The 12,955-nt window shown below is 72.8% G+C and carries 12 protein-coding genes; 2 read left to right on the top strand and 10 right to left on the bottom strand.

The features are described 5' to 3' along the window. Positions 1–6: 6 nt before the first annotated feature. The 3 genes from mtrB to AB0316_RS10870 form a co-directional block, all read right to left on the bottom strand. Complete coding sequence (mtrB, locus tag AB0316_RS10880) at positions 7–1,779, bottom strand: MtrAB system histidine kinase MtrB (protein ID WP_366273030.1); 1,773 nt, start codon at positions 1,777–1,779, stop codon at positions 7–9. A gap of 1 nt (position 1,780) precedes the next feature. Then, positions 1,781–2,458 carry an MtrAB system response regulator MtrA gene (gene mtrA, locus AB0316_RS10875; protein ID WP_366273029.1) on the bottom strand — a complete coding sequence of 226 codons (678 nt, stop codon included), beginning with the start codon at positions 2,456–2,458 and terminating at the stop codon, positions 1,781–1,783. 198 nt (positions 2,459–2,656) lie between these two features. Then, on the bottom strand, positions 2,657–3,196 hold the full coding sequence (locus AB0316_RS10870) for a hypothetical protein (RefSeq protein ID WP_366273028.1): 540 nt from the start codon (positions 3,194–3,196) through the stop codon (positions 2,657–2,659). Between the two features lie 158 nt (positions 3,197–3,354). On the opposite strand from AB0316_RS10870, the gene AB0316_RS10865 reads away from it, so the two are divergent. Further along, on the top strand, positions 3,355–4,848 hold the full coding sequence (locus tag AB0316_RS10865; RefSeq protein ID WP_366273027.1) for a hypothetical protein: 1,494 nt from the start codon (positions 3,355–3,357) through the stop codon (positions 4,846–4,848). A 102-nt stretch (positions 4,849–4,950) separates the two neighbouring features. Here the strand turns inward: AB0316_RS10865 and ahcY are convergent, their stop codons facing one another. From ahcY to AB0316_RS10830, 7 genes are all read right to left on the bottom strand, one after another. Then, entirely contained in the window at positions 4,951–6,387 is a 1,437-nt protein-coding gene (gene ahcY, locus AB0316_RS10860) for an adenosylhomocysteinase (protein WP_366273026.1), read from the bottom strand. Positions 6,388–6,581: 194 nt separating this feature from the next. Continuing rightward, positions 6,582–7,523: a DUF808 domain-containing protein gene (locus AB0316_RS10855; RefSeq protein WP_366273025.1), complete on the bottom strand. Its 942-nt coding sequence runs from the start codon at positions 7,521–7,523 to the stop codon at positions 6,582–6,584. Positions 7,524–7,527: 4 nt separating this feature from the next. After that, positions 7,528–8,949 carry a mycothione reductase gene (locus tag AB0316_RS10850; protein WP_366273024.1) on the bottom strand — a complete coding sequence of 474 codons (1,422 nt, stop codon included), beginning with the start codon at positions 8,947–8,949 and terminating at the stop codon, positions 7,528–7,530. Between the two features lie 126 nt (positions 8,950–9,075). Beyond that, positions 9,076–10,239 carry an SIS domain-containing protein gene (locus AB0316_RS10845; RefSeq protein WP_366273023.1) on the bottom strand — a complete coding sequence of 388 codons (1,164 nt, stop codon included), beginning with the start codon at positions 10,237–10,239 and terminating at the stop codon, positions 9,076–9,078. A 5-nt stretch (positions 10,240–10,244) separates the two neighbouring features. Then, complete coding sequence (locus AB0316_RS10840; protein WP_366273022.1) at positions 10,245–10,451, bottom strand: Trm112 family protein; 207 nt, start codon at positions 10,449–10,451, stop codon at positions 10,245–10,247. Next, the gene (locus tag AB0316_RS10835; protein WP_366273340.1) at positions 10,448–11,968 is read right to left on the bottom strand and encodes a phosphomannomutase/phosphoglucomutase; all 1,521 of its coding nucleotides are present in this window, start codon (positions 11,966–11,968) and stop codon (positions 10,448–10,450) included. The genes AB0316_RS10840 and AB0316_RS10835 overlap by 4 nt, the downstream gene beginning before the upstream one ends. Before the next feature lie 8 nt (positions 11,969–11,976). Further along, positions 11,977–12,372, bottom strand: coding sequence for a DUF3499 domain-containing protein (locus tag AB0316_RS10830; RefSeq protein ID WP_366273021.1), 396 nt, complete (start codon positions 12,370–12,372; stop codon positions 11,977–11,979). A 148-nt stretch (positions 12,373–12,520) separates the two neighbouring features. Between AB0316_RS10830 and AB0316_RS10825 the strand changes: the two genes are divergently transcribed. Beyond that, positions 12,521–12,955, top strand: coding sequence for a metallopeptidase family protein (locus AB0316_RS10825; RefSeq protein WP_366273020.1), 435 nt, complete (start codon positions 12,521–12,523; stop codon positions 12,953–12,955).

Below are 12,955 nucleotides of genomic sequence, written 5' to 3'. Positions count from 1 at the left end.
GCCTTCTCACGGCGCGCGCTCGACCACGATGCGGCGCAGCCGGACCGTGTCGTCGTCGGCCGCACTGGACGTGCCCGCGGGGTCCCCGGCCCTCGGGCCGGCGCCCGGCGCGCCGTCGCCCCCGGAGTCGCCCGGCGCCCCGGCCCGTGCCCGGGCCGCCTCCGCGAGGAGCGGGCTGAGCGGCAGCGGCGAGCCGGTGATGGTGGCCCCGGCCCTGCGCGGGAGCGTGAGCCGGAAGCACGACCCCTCGCCGAGCGCGCCCCAGGCCTCGAGCCGGCCACCGTGCAGGCGCGCGTCCTCCAGGGCGATCGCCAGGCCCAGCCCCGTGCCCCCGGTGGTACGGGCCCGAGCGGGGTCGGCCCGCCAGAACCGGGTGAAGACCAGGGCCGCCTCGCCGGGCCGCAGTCCAACCCCGTGGTCGCGCACGGTCACCGCGACGGCGGTGTCGTTGGAGCCGATGGTGACCTCGACGGGCCGGCCCTCGCCGTGCTCGACCGCGTTGGAGACGAGGTTGCGCAGGATGCGCTCGATCCGGCGCGAGTCCATGTCGGCGATCACCGGACTCGGCGGGGTGTTGACGACCAGCTGGGTGCCCTTGCGCGCTGCCAGCGTGCGGTGCGCGTCGACGGCCCGCTCGACACATCCGCGCAGGTCGCTCGCCTCGACCTCGAGCTCGGCCGCGCCGGCGTCGAACCGCGAGATCTCGAGCAGGTCGCTGAGCAGGGACTCGAAACGGTCGAGCTCGCCGCGCAGCAGCTCAGCGGAGCGTGCGACCGTCGGCTCGAAGTCGCCGCGGGAGTCGTGGATGAGGTCGCCGGCCATGCGGATCGTCGTCAGCGGCGTGCGCAGCTCGTGCGACACGTCCGAGACGAACCGCTGCTGGACGCGCGAGAGGTTCTCGAGCTGGCCGATCTGCTGCTGGAGCGAGGCCGCCATCCCGTTGAAGGAGTTGGCGAGGCGGGCGAGGTCGTCCTCGCCCTTGGCGCGCATGCGCTCGTTGAGGTTGCCCTCGGCGAAGCGCTCGGCGACGGCGGCCGCCCGCCGCACCGGGTCGGCCACGAGCCGGGTCACGACGAACGCGATGGCACCGATGAGCAGGGTCAGGGCAGCGCCACCGAAGAGGAAGGTCTGCCCGATGAAGTTGATGATCTCTCGCTCGCGGTCCATCGGGTAGATGAAGTAGAGCCCGTAGTCGCCCGCGACCGGCAGCACGACCTTCTGCCCCACGATGACGGCCGAGACGCTGGTGTTGCCCTCCTCGATGGTCGCCACCTGCAGGTGCTGGCGCTTGGGCTGGGCCGCGACCTCGCGGCGCAGCTCGTCGGGGATGAAGCGGACGCCGACGCTGCCGCTCTCGATCGGGCCCACGATGACCGGCGAGGGGTTGTCGTCGAAGCGGGTGAGCACGACGTAGCGCGTCTCGTTGCCGGCGTCACGCCGGTAGGAGTTGATGAGCGTCGTGGCGAACTGCGTCAGCTTCGCCTGCGTGTCGGTCTGGTCGGTGGAGTCGAACTGGCCCTGCGCATCGGTCGCGTCGCGGAGGCTGTCCTCGGCGGCGATCCGCTGCCGGCTGTCGACCAGGCCCTGCGCGATCGAGCCGTAGAGGTAGGTGCCGACGGCGGCGAGGACCAGGATGCCGAGCAGCATCGTCACGACGACGACTCGGAAGCCGAGCGAGGCCCGCCACAGGTGGAGCACCCGGTGCCAGAGGCCGCGCAGCACGGACCCGACCCACGAGGCCCAGCCCGCGGGTCTGCTGGTGGCCGCGCGCGGGCTCATGTCAGGACGGGCCCGCCTTGTAGCCCACGCCGCGGACCGTCACGACGATCTCGGGCCGCTCGGGGTCGTGCTCGATCTTGGAGCGCAGCCGCTGGACGTGGACGTTGACGAGGCGGGTGTCCCCCGCGTGCCGGTACCCCCACACCTGCTCGAGCAGCACCTCGCGGGTGAAGACCTGCCACGGCTTGCGCGCGAGCGCCACGAGCAGGTCGAACTCGAGCGGCGTCAGCGACAGCGGGTGGCCGTCGCGCTTGACCGAATGGCCCGCGACGTCGATCTCGAGGTCACCGATCGAGAGCTTCTCGGGGGCGGGCTCGTCGCCGCGGCGCAGGCGGGCGCGCACCCGGGCGATGAGCTCCTGCGGCTTGAACGGCTTCACGACGTAGTCGTCGGCGCCGGACTCGAGGCCGACGACGACGTCGACGGTGTCGGTGCGGGCGGTCAGCATGACGATCGGGACGCCGCTCTCGGCGCGGATGCGGCGGCACACCTCCATGCCGTCGAGGCCGGGGAGCATGACGTCGAGCAGCACCAGGTCGGCTCGCGAGTCCCGGAACGCGGCCAGCGCCTCCGAGCCGTCGGCCACGTGCGTGACCTCGAGCCCCTCGTTGCGCAGCACGATCCCGAGCATCTCGGCGAGTGCGAGGTCGTCGTCGACGACCAGTACCCGACCCTTCACGACACACTCCTCCCCGGAGCCGCGCCGGCGCGCCCCGTACGTCCTGACCAAATCATCACACACCCCTGACCTCACGCTGACGTGCGGCAGCGGCGCCGAGGCCGTATGCCGTGCCGTTCCCCGGGCGTATGCCGCGCCTTGGCCGGCGCCCGGGAGGTGCGCTCACGCATACGGCCGCTAGCGGTCAGCGGCTCGCCGTCAGCTCTGGGTGATGTACCACTTGCCCCCGACCCGGACGGCCTTGAAGCTGCGCACGACGTCGGCCGCGAGCGCCGGCTCGGTCGTGACGCTCTCGAACGAGGCGGTGTCGCCCTTGACCGTGGCGCCGGTGATCTTCAGCCCCTTGAAGGCGGCTCCCAGCTCCTTGAGCTGGTCGAGCATCGGCGTGATCTTCTTCCCGCAGGCCGCGGCCGCGCCGGGGATGCTCGGGATCGGCTTGCCGTTCGTCGACATCAGCTGGCACACCGTGTTGCCGTCGCCCGACACCATCGCCGCGAGCCAGGAGGTCATCGCCGCCTCGGGGGTCGACTGGTCCGCCGGTGCTGCGGTCGTCGGGACGGCGGCCGAGGACACCGTGTCGCCCGGTGCCGCGGTGTCGGTGCCGGGGGTCTCCGTGCTGGAGCTCGTCACGGCCGGACCGGTGGTCGACGGCTGCGCACCGGACCCGTCCGACGTGGAGCAGGCTGCGAGCGAGGCGGACAGCATGAGCGCCAGCGCACCGGTCAGGAGCTTCTTCATGGGGTTCCCTGCCAGAAGAGGTGTCGGGTCGGTAGTGGGTCGGTCGGTGCGGCCATCGTGCCACGCGAGGCCGTCGGGCCTTCGGGCGGTCCGTCCGGCTCACAGCCCAATCCGCACAAACCGCCCCGTCGCAGCGCGGCAGCGGGGATGATCTCCGGGTGACGAGCGAGATCAGGGGCGCTGCCGCGACGGCCGAGCCAGAGGCCGGTCTTCCGGATGAGGCCGGCTACGGCACGGCCTCCGCCGACCCGGCCTCCCCGGCCCGCCGGGGGCCCTTGCCGCTCCGGGTCAGGCAGGCGCTGCCCGGGCTCGTGCTGCTCGTCGCGGTGCTGCTGAGCACTCGTCCGGTGGGTGATCCCGACACCTTCTGGCACGTCGCGGCCGGCGACTACCTGCGCCGGACGTGGACGTTCAACGGCCCCGACCCGTGGAGCACGATGTCCACGCAGCCGTGGCGGCTGCACGAGTGGCTGCCCGAGCTGCTCATGAGCGCGGTGCAGCAGGTGCTCGGGCTGCCCGGCGTGGCCTGGCTCCTCCCGCTCGGGGTGGCCGCGATCGGGCTGACGCTCTGGCGCGCCACCCGGGCCCGGGCCTGCCTGCTGGCCGCGGCGGCCGTCACGTCGGTGACGTGCGTCGCGATGAGCCAGAGCCTGTCGCTGCGGCCGCAGCTGGTCTCCTTCGCCTTCTGCGTGGCCTTCACCGCGGCGTGGCTGCGGTCCTCCCGCGACGGCCGGCCCCGGTGGTGGCTCGTCCCGGCGACGTGGCTGTGGGCCTGCTCGCACGGCATGTGGTTCTTCGGGGTCGCGATCGGCGTCGTGGCGGTGGTCGGCATCGCCCTCGACCGGGTGGTCGGGCCACGCCAGTGGCTGCGGCTGGCTGCCGTCCCGCTCGCCTCGCTCGCCGCCGCCGCCGTCACGCCGACCGGGCCGAGCCTGCTGCTGTCACCCTTCGCGGTCAACGAGACGACGCAGTTCATCGAGGAGTGGATGCCGCCGTCGGTGCGCCAGCCCGGCTTCCTCGGCTTCCTGGTCCTCGCCGCGGCCGTGGTGCTCATCTGGGCCCGTTCCCGTCGGCCGGTGCGCTGGACCGAGGTGCTGCTCGTCGGCCTGGCGATCGGCCTGGCCCTGCTCTACGCCCGCACCGTCGCGGTCGGGGCCGCGGTCATCGCCCCGGTGGCCGCTGCCACCATCCAGACCCTGCTGCCGGCAGAGCGCGAGCCGGCGGCCCGGCGCGAGACCGTCCTGACGGTGGGGCTCACCGCGCTCGGCCTGGTCGTCGCGGCAGTGATCCTGCCGGCTCGGGCTGCGGTGCCGACGTGGGGCGCGAGCGACCTCGACGCCCGCCTCTCGGCCCTGCCGGCCGGCACCGTCGTCTGCAACGACTACGGCGTGGGCGGCTGGCTGATCTGGCGTCACCCGAACGTGCGGCCGACCATCGACGGTCGGGTCGAGGTCTACGCCACCGGTCACGTCCGGCAGCACATCGACTTCGAGCACGCGGCCCCCGGCTGGCAGTCCTACCTCGCCAGGACGCACTGCAGCTACGCGCTGCTCGGCAAGGACCAGCCCGTCGTTGAGGCCCTCACGGCGCAGGTCCACTGGACCGTCGAGCAGCGCGGCGCCCAGTACGTGCTGCTGCGCGCACCCCGCTGAGCCTGCCCCGTTTTAGGGCCGCCCCGGACGCACGTATGCCGCCCACCTCACGAGGTGGGCGGCATACGCAAGCGGTGAGTTCAGGCCCTCAGGGCCGCTCGCTCAGTAGCGGTAGTGGTCCGGCTTGTACGGGCCGGCGACGTCGACGCCGAGGTACTCGGCCTGGCCCTTGGTCAGCTCGGTGAGCTTCACGCCGAGGGCGTCGAGGTGCAGGCGGGCGACCTTCTCGTCGAGGTGCTTCGGCAGCGTGTAGACCTTCTTGTCGTACTCGGAGGTCTTCGTGAACAGCTCGATCTGCGCGATGGTCTGGTTGCTGAAGCTGTTGCTCATGACGAAGCTCGGGTGGCCGGTGGCGTTGCCGAGGTTCATCAGGCGACCCTCGGACAGCACGATGATCGAGCTGCCGCTCTCGAAGGTCCACTCGTGGACCTGCGGCTTGATCTGGGTCTTCGTGATGCCGGGCACGCGGGCCAGACCCGCCATGTCGATCTCGTTGTCGAAGTGCCCGATGTTGGCCACGATCGCCTTGTTCTTCATCTTCGTCATGTGCTCGGCGGTGATGACGTCGTAGCAGCCGGTGGTGGTGATGAAGATGTCGGCGGTCTCGACGACGTCCTCCAGGCGGGCGACCTGGAAGCCCTCCATCGCAGCCTGCAGCGCGCAGATGGGGTCGATCTCGGTGACGATGACGCGGGCGCCCTGGCCGCGGAGCGACTCGGCGCAGCCCTTGCCCACGTCGCCGTAGCCGGCGACGACGGCGACCTTGCCGCCGATGAGGACGTCGGTCGCGCGGTTGAGGCCGTCGATGAGCGAGTGGCGGCAGCCGTAGGTGTTGTCGAACTTGCTCTTGGTGACCGCGTCGTTGACGTTGATCGCCGGGAAGAGCAGCTCGCCGGCCTCGGCCAGCTGGTAGAGGCGGTGCACGCCGGTCGTGGTCTCCTCGGTGACGCCCTTGATGCCGGCGGCGACCGTGGTCCACTTCTGCGGGTCGGTGGCCAGCGTCTGGCGCACGAGCTCCTTGAAGACGCCGAACTCCTCGGAGTCCTCGTCGGTGGTGGGCGGCACCTGGCCGGCCTGCTCCCACTCGCGGCCCTTGTGGACGAGCATCGTTGCGTCGCCACCGTCGTCGAGGATCATGTTCGGGCCCTCACCGCCGGGCCAGGTGAGGATCTGGTCGGTGCACCACCAGTACTCGGGGAGCGTCTCGCCCTTCCAGGCGAAGACGGGCACGCCCTGCAGGTCGTCCGGCGTGCCGTTGGGACCCACGACGACGGCCGCGGCGGCCTCGTCCTGGGTCGAGTAGATGTTGCAGGAGGCCCAGCGGACCTCGGCCCCGAGCGCGGTGAGGGTCTCGATGAGGACGGCGGTCTGCACGGTCATGTGCAGCGAGCCCGCGATGCGGGCGCCCTTGAGCGGCTGGGCCTCGGCGTACTCCTCGCGGATCGCCATCAGGCCGGGCATCTCGTGCTCGGCGAGTCGGAGCTGGTGTCGGCCGGCCTCGGCAAGGCTCAGGTCGGCAACCTTGTAGTCGAAGGACATGAGTGATCGCTTCCTTTGATCGTCGGTGTGCAGACCCGGCGCGCCCCTCTGGGCTGTCATGGCGGGTCATCACCCACGCCGGCAGGCAGCCATTCTAGCCGCGGGCCCGGTTCGCGCCCGAACGCCGTGTCGAGCCTGACGTTCGGAGACCCCGCCGAACCGGTGCCGCTGGCGCCCGGGTGGCTCCGGCCGGATCAGTGCGCGTCGGCGACCTGGTCGTGCTTGTCCCGGCGCGGGATCAGGTGCAGCACGGCGACGACGACCGCGCCGACGACGAGACCGACGAGGGCGGAGGCGAGGGTGTTGACGATCCAGGCGAGCAGGCCGCCGACACCGGCCACGCCGTGCACGGCGTCCTCGAGGTGATGCACCAGCGAGTACGGTCCGTGCCACCCGAGCTCGTCCACCCCGACGAGCAGGATGTGGCCGCCGACCCACAGCATGGCAGCGATCCCGACCGTCGAGAGCACCGAGAGCAGCCGCGGCATCCCCTTGACGAGGGCGTGCCCGATGCGCTGCGAGGTGCGCGACTCGCGCTGGGCGAGGGCCAGCCCGACGTCGTCCATCTTCACGATGAGCCCGACGACGCCGTAGACGAGCGCCGTGATGAGCACGGCGACGATGGCGAGGACGATCAGGCGCGTCAGGAAGGGCTCGGTGTCGACCTCGTTGAGCGCGATGACCATGATCTCTGCCGAGAGGATGAAGTCGGTGCGCACGGCGCCGGACACGACGGCGTCCTCGTCGACCTGGCCGGCCGCAGCCTGTTCGGCGCGGTGTCCCGACAGGACCTCCCAGACCTTCTCCGCGCCCTCGTAGGCGAGGTAGGTGCCGCCGACCATGAGGATCGGGGTGAGCAGCCACGGCAGGAACTGGCTCAGCACCATGATGACCGGCAGAATCACGAGCAGCTTGTTGCGCAGCGATCCCACCGCGATCCGCCGGATGATCGGCAGCTCGCGCTCGGGCGCCAGGCCCTCGACGTAGCGCGGCGTGACCGCCGTGTCGTCGACGACGACGCCGGTCGCCTTGACGCTGGCCTTGGCCGCGGCGGCCCCGACGTCGTCCACCGACGCGGCGGCGAGCTTCACGAGAGCCGCGACGTCGTCGAGGAGGGCTACGAGTCCGCCTGCCATGCCGTCATCCTAGGGTCGTCTGGGAGTCCGCTGAGACCGGCGGCGCGTCGAGGCGCAGTCCCAGCAGGGCGTTCTCGACGACCTCCGACAGGGCGGGGTGGATCCAGTACTGCCCCCGGGCCAGCTGCTGGACGGTGGTGCCGAGCGCCATCCCCTGCACCAGCGGCTGGATGAGAGTCGTGGCCTGCGGCCCCATGAGGTGGGCGCCGAGCAGCAGCCCGGTGGACGGGTCGGCGATGAGCTTGCACACGCTCGTCGTGTCCTCCATCGCCCAGCCGTATGCCGTGTCGCCGTAGGCCTGCACGTAGGTGGAGTGCCTGAGACCGCGGTCGACGCACTCCTCCTCGGTCAGGCCGACGGTCGCGATCTGCGGGTGGCTGAAGACGCCCGACGGCACGTGGCGGTGGGGCAGCGGTCGGAGGTCGTCGGGGTGCACGAGGTTGTGCGCGATGGTCCTGGCCTCGGCGTTCGCCACGTGCTTGAGCTGGTAGGGAGCGCTGACGTCGCCGAGGGCCCAGACGCCGGGCGCGGCGGTGCGGCCGTACTCGTCGACCTCGATGCGCCCGTCGTCGAGCAGCCGCAGGCCACCGGCCTCGACGCCCAGACGGGCGGTGTTGGCCCGGCGGCCCGTGGCGACCAGCAGCAGGTCGGCCTCGACCACCGCGGCGCTGTCGAGCCGCAGCCGCACCCCCGCTCCCCCGGCACCGCGCTCGACGCCGACGACGTTGGTCCCGGTGCGGACGTCCCACTGCTCGCGCGCCAGGTCGGTGAACCGCTCGGCGATCCCGGTGTCGAGGTGGCGCAGCAGGTGCGAGGCGCGCGCGAGCACCGTGACGTGCACGCCGAAGGAGGCGAAGACGTGGGCCATCTCGGCCGCGATGAAGCCACCACCGAGGATGGCCATGCGCTCGGGGAGCTCGTCGATGCGCATGATCGTGTCGGAGGTGTGGAACGGCACCCCGGAGTCGGTGACGACGTCCGGCACGACCGGGTGGGCGCCCGCCGCGACGACGACCTGGTCGGCTGTCAGGCTCTCCTCCTGGCCGTCGGGCAGCGCCACGGCGAGCCGCCGCTCGCCGGTGAACCGGGCGTGCCCGAGGTAGGCGGTGGTGTTGGGCCCGTCCTGGCGGTACTTCCTCCCGCCCTCGGAGATGGGGTCGATGCGGCCGAAGATGCGGTCGCGGACGTCGGTCCACCGCACCCCCTCGAGGGTGGCGTCGACCCCGTAGCGGCGGGCCTCGCGCACGTCGCGGGCCAGGTCCGCTGCGTAGACGAACATCTTCGTCGGGATGCAGCCGACGTTGAGGCACGTGCCGCCGAAGGTGCCGCCCTCGATGACGGCGACGCGCTTGTCGTCGAAGTCGGGCGTGACGAGGGCGTTGCCCGAGCCACTGCCGATGATCGCGAGGTCGAAGTGCGGTTCCACCGGGGCAGCCTACGTGGGCGCGGGGACGCCGGCGGGGCTCCCGAAAGGTGACGACTCGCGTACGCCGGTGCACCGCCCTGCCGACCCGGGGCGTACGCCCTCGGCTGGCCGGGCGCAGACGCCTCCTCAGCCCGGGGTGTTCTCTGCGCCGCGCGCACCCCGGAGCAGCCGCACGTGCGGCGAGGTGGCCGGGTCGAAACCGAAGCCGAGCGCGACGTAGGTGGCGGCGAAGTCCGTGACGGCCACGTGGTGGGCGAGCCGGAGCAGCGGCTCGGGGGCGGCGGCGTCGACGAGCGACACGCGTACGCCCGCGTCCTGCGCGACGGAGACGATCGTCTCGGCGAGGGCGTGCCCGTCGCCCGGGGAGGTGTCGCGCAGCATGACGAGGCGCAGCGGTGGCCGCGTGGGGCCGTCGAGGAACGGGTCGGCGAAGATGTCGTCGCTACCGCCGCCGCCGGACTGCCCCGGTGCGAGCGGACCGTCGAAGCAGGCCACGATCTGGCTCGCGGCGTCGGGCAGGCAGCCGTGCGCGACCGGGACCCGGCCCGTGCGCCCGAACATGGCCGCGGCCCGGCGCGCCGTGACGTCCCCGAACGCCCCCTCACCGAGCACGATGGGTGTCGACTCGGCGAGGTCGGCGGCGAGCAGCTTCGCCGGGTTGACGAAGGACTCGGAGGCAGGGCCGACCTCCCACGCGGTGCGGTCGAGCACGTCGGCGAGGGCGCCCAGCGTCTCGAGGCTGACGGACGCCAGTCCCATCGCGTCCGCGGCCAGCAGCGCCGGCGTGGCCTGGGCCCACACGGAGGTGCGCGAGGAGGACCCTTCGACGGGGATCGGCACGTGCACGCCGTGGGCGCGGGCGCACACGTCGGCCAGCGGTGAGTCGGCGGCACCGACCGTCACCAGGAAGGCGCCGCGGCGGGCCGCCTCGGCGGCCAGCGCAAGTGTCCCGGCCGCCCGGCCGGACTGGGAGACCGCCAGCACGACGTCCAGGGCTCCGACCCAGCCCGGGAGCGACCCCGAAGAGCAGCTCTGGACGGGAAGGGCGGAGGCTCCGCGCGAGAGGGCCTCGAAGATCTCGGCCACGGCGGCGGACCCGCCCGCTGCGGCGACGACGACCCCGCGCGGCCCGACGTCGCGGAGACGGTCGAGGCCGGCCTCCCCAGCAGCGGCGATGGTGCGGCGCACCTGGGCGCCGGCGCCGGCGAGCGCCCGGAGGGTCTCGCCGGAGTCGAGGGCCACCAGGGCGCCCTCGTCGTCGAGGCGCGCCTCGTCGAACACGGCGCCCACGGCGTTCAGCTGTCGGTGCTGCGGGCGAGCTCGACGAGCAGGACGGGGACGCCGTCCTCGACGGGATACGCCAGACGGCAGGTGTCGCAGCGCAGCTCGGCGACCTCGGTGTCACCGGCGCCGTGGACGGCGTCGGTGAGCTCGCCCTTGCACTGCGGGCAGCGGAGGATGCCGCGCAGCCACGGCTCGATGGTCTGCTGGCTCTGGCTCACGAAGCATCTCCTGCGGCGGGGTCGGGCTGGGCCTGCGACGGGGCGTCGCCGGTTCTGGTGGACGGGTCGTCCTGCGCGGCGTCGGGTGCCGACCGGATCAGGGCGAGCAGCTCGTCGCGCACGTGCTGCATCGTCTCACGGTCGGCCGCCTCGACGTTGAGTCGCAGCAGCGGCTCGGTGTTGGAGGCGCGGACGTTGAACCACCACGACGGCTGGTGGTCCTCGGGGCAGCTGACCGTAAGACCGTCGAGCTCGTCGGTACGCGCGCCCCGGACCTGCGCCCAGGCGCGCACCTGCTCCACGACGGCGGCCTGGTCGTCGACCGTCGAGTTGATCTCGCCGGACGCCACGTAGCGCTCGTACTCGGCACAGAGCTGCGAGAGTGGACGCTCCTGCTCGCCGAGCGCCGCCAGCACGTGCATCGCGGCGAGCATGCCGGTGTCGGCGAACCAGAAGTCACGGAAGTAGTAGTGGGCGGAGTGCTCGCCGCCGAAGACCGCTCCGGCGCGGGCCATCTCGGCCTTGATGAAGGAGTGGCCCACGCGCGTGCGCACCGGCCGGGCCCCCTGCTCCGCGACGACCTCGGCGACGGCAGCACTCGAGATGACGTTGTGCACGACGGCCACCTCGGCGTCCCCGGCGGCCCGCGCCCGCGCGATCTCGCGGACCGCGACCAGCCCCGTGACGGCGCTCGGTGACACGGGCTCGCCGTCGGCGTCGACGACGAAGCAACGGTCGGCGTCGCCGTCGAAGGCGAGGCCCAGGTCGGCGCCGTGCTCGCGCACGGCAGCCTGAAGGTCGACGAGGTTCGCGGGGTCGAGCGGGTTGGCCTCGTGGTTGGGGAACGTGCCGTCGAGCTCGAAGTAGAGCGGGACGATCTCGAGCGGCAGGGCGGGCAGGCCCGCGCCCGTGCCGAGCACCGCCGGGACGGTGTGGCCGCCCATGCCGTTGCCCGCGTCGACGACGACCTTGAGCGGCCGCGAGCCGGAGAGGTCGACGAGCCCGCGCAGGAAGGCCGCGTAGTCGCCGAGGAGGTCGCGGGTCGTGACGGAGCCGGGGCCGCCCGCCGGGCGCGCCAGCCCGCTTCCGCCGCCGATCATCCACTGGGCGAGGTCGCGGATCTCGGCGAGTCCCGAGTCCTGCCCGACCGGCCGGGCGGCCGAGCGGCACAGCTTGATGCCGTTGTAGCGGGCCGGGTTGTGGCTGGCGGTGAACATGGCGCCGGGAAGGTCGAGCGCGCCGCTGGCGTAGTAGAGCCCGTCGGTCGAGCACAGCCCGATGAGGGTCACGTCGACCCCGCGGGAGGTCACACCGGCGGCGAAGGCGGCGGACAGCTCCGGGGAGCTCGGGCGCATGTCGTGTCCGATGACGATCCCGGGTGCGCCGTCGGGCACGGCCACGACCTCGGCGAACGCGGCGCCGATCGCCTCGGCCACCTCCGGGGAGAGCTGGTCGGGCACGATCCCACGTACGTCGTAGGCCTTGACGAAGTCTGCGAGGTGCGGCACGCCGAACAGACTAGTGCTCAGGAGTCCTTGAGGATCCGCAGGTGACCGCGACGGCCCGACTCGACCGCACCGGACTCGGCCTCGACGTTCGCCTGCCCCCGCGACGACGACGGGCGCGCCTCGGTCGGACGTGCCTGGCGCGGCCGGCCGGCCTCCCTGACGGCGTCGGCGAGGGCCAGCAGGTCGTCGGTCGCGAGCGTCGGCTCCGGGAACTCCCCACCCACGCGCACGACCTCCCAGCCGCGCGGCGCGGTCATGCGCTCGGCGTGCTCGAGGCACAGGTCGTAGGTGTGCGGCTCGGCGTACGTCGCCAGCGGGCCCACGACGACCGCGCGGTCGGCGTACGCGTAGGTCAGGGTTGCGACGGCAGGACGGGCGCATCCCGTCTTCGAGCAACCACGTGTCAGACCCACGATCGGGGACTCTAGCCCGACCTCCCGGGGAGGACGAAACACCACGCCGTCCCCAGCACGATCGAGGGCCGTATGCCGTCCCGTCGGGCGGGCGCCCGACGCGGAGCGTCGGAGCCGGGCGTCGTCGGCGCCGATCTAGAGTGGAGCCGTGGACACTGCCCAGCCCCGCACCACGGGCCGTCACCGACGGCGCGACCGACACGGTCGTGGACGGCGCGGGCCGCTGGCGTGGCCGCCGGTGCCGGCGATGGCCTCGCGCCGGGACGAGTTCGACGACTTCGTCCTCGACGCCGCGGCGCGGTTGGAGGCCACGTGCGGTCGGGCCTTCCCGGCCGTCGAGTTCGCGGTCGAGGACGTGCCGCGCGGCCCCGCGCCGTGGGACCACCGTGAGGTGCCGCTGGGCCGGCTCTACCCGGCGACCGGCGCACGTCCGGCGCGCATCGTCGTCTACAGGCGGCCCGTCGAGACGCGGGTCACCGACCGTCGTGACGTCGCGGCCCTCGTCGCCGACATCGTCACCGAGCAGGTCGCCGGTCTGCTGGGCGTATCTCCCGAGGAGCTCGACCCCGGCTTCGGCGAGTGA

This window comes from Terrabacter sp. NPDC080008 (assembly GCF_040702505.1).
Taxonomy (GTDB): Bacteria; Actinomycetota; Actinomycetes; order Actinomycetales; family Dermatophilaceae; genus Terrabacter.
The sequence above is the reverse complement of the archived record's forward strand: the minus strand, read 5'-3'. Positions and strand labels throughout refer to the sequence as shown.

Bases quoted from the DNA above. Each gene is read 5' to 3' on its own strand.
- mtrB (WP_366273030.1), bottom strand. From the start codon at position 1,779: ATGAGCCCGCGCGCGGCCACCAGCAGACCCGCGGGCTGGGCCTCGTGG.
- AB0316_RS10870 (WP_366273028.1), bottom strand. From the start codon at position 3,196: ATGAAGAAGCTCCTGACCGGTGCGCTGGCGCTCATGCTGTCCGCCTCG.
- ahcY (WP_366273026.1), bottom strand. From the start codon at position 6,387: ATGTCCTTCGACTACAAGGTTGCCGACCTGAGCCTTGCCGAGGCCGGC.
- AB0316_RS10855 (WP_366273025.1), bottom strand. From the start codon at position 7,523: ATGGCAGGCGGACTCGTAGCCCTCCTCGACGACGTCGCGGCTCTCGTG.